Raw genomic sequence first — 1,738 nt, forward strand, 5'->3', positions numbered from 1 at the left:
CTGCCATCTCTTCGATATCAGCCAACAGGGCGGGCGTTGTGCCAGCCAGATCCGTCAGCACCAGTGTCAGCAGATCGGGCCGGACCTCAAACCCCAAAACGGGCGCACCTGATGGGTGAAAAGCATACACCACCGGCGGCTCAAGTGGTCCGGCAAATTCGGACAGCTTGCTAAGATGTATCCAACCCAAACGATTGGATACGAGAATAAGAAAGCGACTGAATTTTCTGATACTTCAAGGCTGCTGTGGCGCTTGAGGCGCTACGTGGTGACAAGACGGTGCAAGAGATCGCAGCCAAGCGGCAGCTTCACCTGTTACGGGCAGGTGTTTGCGCGCAAACACCTAGAGGCAACGCAGGTAAGCGTGGAAACGGTAGGCTATTGAGGGCATGGCGGGGGTTTTCTCAGACAAGGTCAAAAAAGCTGAGAATAAAGAGGGCGAGATCAAAGAGCTTCACGCCAAGATTGGCCAGCTTACGGTGGAGAATGATTTTTTGTCACAAGCGCTAAAGCCGTTGCCCTGCAACGCATGTTTACATGCGTGAGAGGGGATTGGAATGCCCCCACTGAAGTGGTCCACCAATTGGGATATGATTGTCCCGTTTTCAGGAGGACTAAACGATGGCTGGAAAACGAGAGAAACCAGAAGATATTGTGCTAAAGCTTCGGCAAGTTGAAGTTTTGCAAGGGCAGGGAAAGTCAGTTTCCGAGGCTGTTCGGCAGATAGGCGTAACAATTCAGACCTACTATCGATGGCGCAAAGAGTATGGCGGCATGAGTCGGGATCAGCTCAAACGGCTGAAGGAGCTTGAGACTGAAAACCAACGCCTCAAGCGCGTCGTGGCGGATCTGTCCTTGGACAAGATGATCCTCACCGAGGCCGCGCGGGGAAACTTCTAAGCCCTTCCCGCCGCCGTCTATGCATCGATCATGTGCGGCAAACCCTCAGCGTATCTGAGCGCAGGGTCTGCCGCACACTCGGCCAACATCGCTCCACGCAGCGCAAGGTGCCACGTGGCTTACCTGATGAGGAACGGCTGACTGAGGACATGATCGTGCTGACGAAAGAATTCGGACGATACGGCTATCGTATGATCACGGGCATGCTGAATAACAGCGGCTGGCACGTAAATCATAAGCGCGTAGAACGAATTTGGCGACGAGAAGGGCTGAAAGTCCCGCAAAAACAGCCCAAGAAAGGCCGGCTCTGGCTGAATGATGGGTCCTGCGTACGATTGCGGGCGGAGCGGCCGAACCACGTTTGGTCCTATGACTTTGTTCAGGGTCGAACGCATGACGGGCGGGTTTACCGCACGCTGAATATCATTGATGAGTTCACGAGGGAGGCGCTGGCGATCAGGGTGAAACGCAGGCTCAATTCGACGGATGTGGTCGACGCTTTGACCGACCTCTTCATCATGCGCGGACCGCCTGAGTTCATTAGATCTGACAATGGCGCGGAATTTATCGCCAAGAAGGTGCGTGCTTGGATTGGGGCCGTCGGCGCCAAAACTGCGTTCATCTCCCCAGGATCACCGTGGGAAAACGGCTATTGCGAAAGCTTCAACGCCCGCTTCCGCGACGAGTTGCTCAATGGCGAGGTGTTCTACACGTTACGCGAGGCCCAGATCCTGATCGAGCGCTGGCGCCACCATTACAATACTGTTAGGCCCCACAGCGCCCTGGGCTATCGCCCACCGGCGCCGGAAAGCATGATGCCGATAGACCAGAGGCCCAC

The 1,738-nt window shown here is 55.4% G+C and carries 1 protein-coding gene; it reads left to right on the forward strand.

The genetic code is table 11. The features are described 5' to 3' along the window. Window positions 1–621 precede the first annotated feature (621 nt). A protein-coding gene (locus tag NWQ23_RS16640) for an IS3 family transposase (RefSeq protein WP_306167516.1) occupies window positions 622–1,738 on the forward strand; the annotation gives its coding sequence in 2 pieces (ribosomal slippage) (window positions 622–886 and window positions 886–1,738; 1,118 coding nt annotated over the 2 pieces). This gene is flagged as partial in the annotation.

The organism is Yoonia sp. (assembly GCF_030731595.1).
Taxonomy (GTDB): Bacteria; Pseudomonadota; Alphaproteobacteria; order Rhodobacterales; family Rhodobacteraceae; genus Yoonia.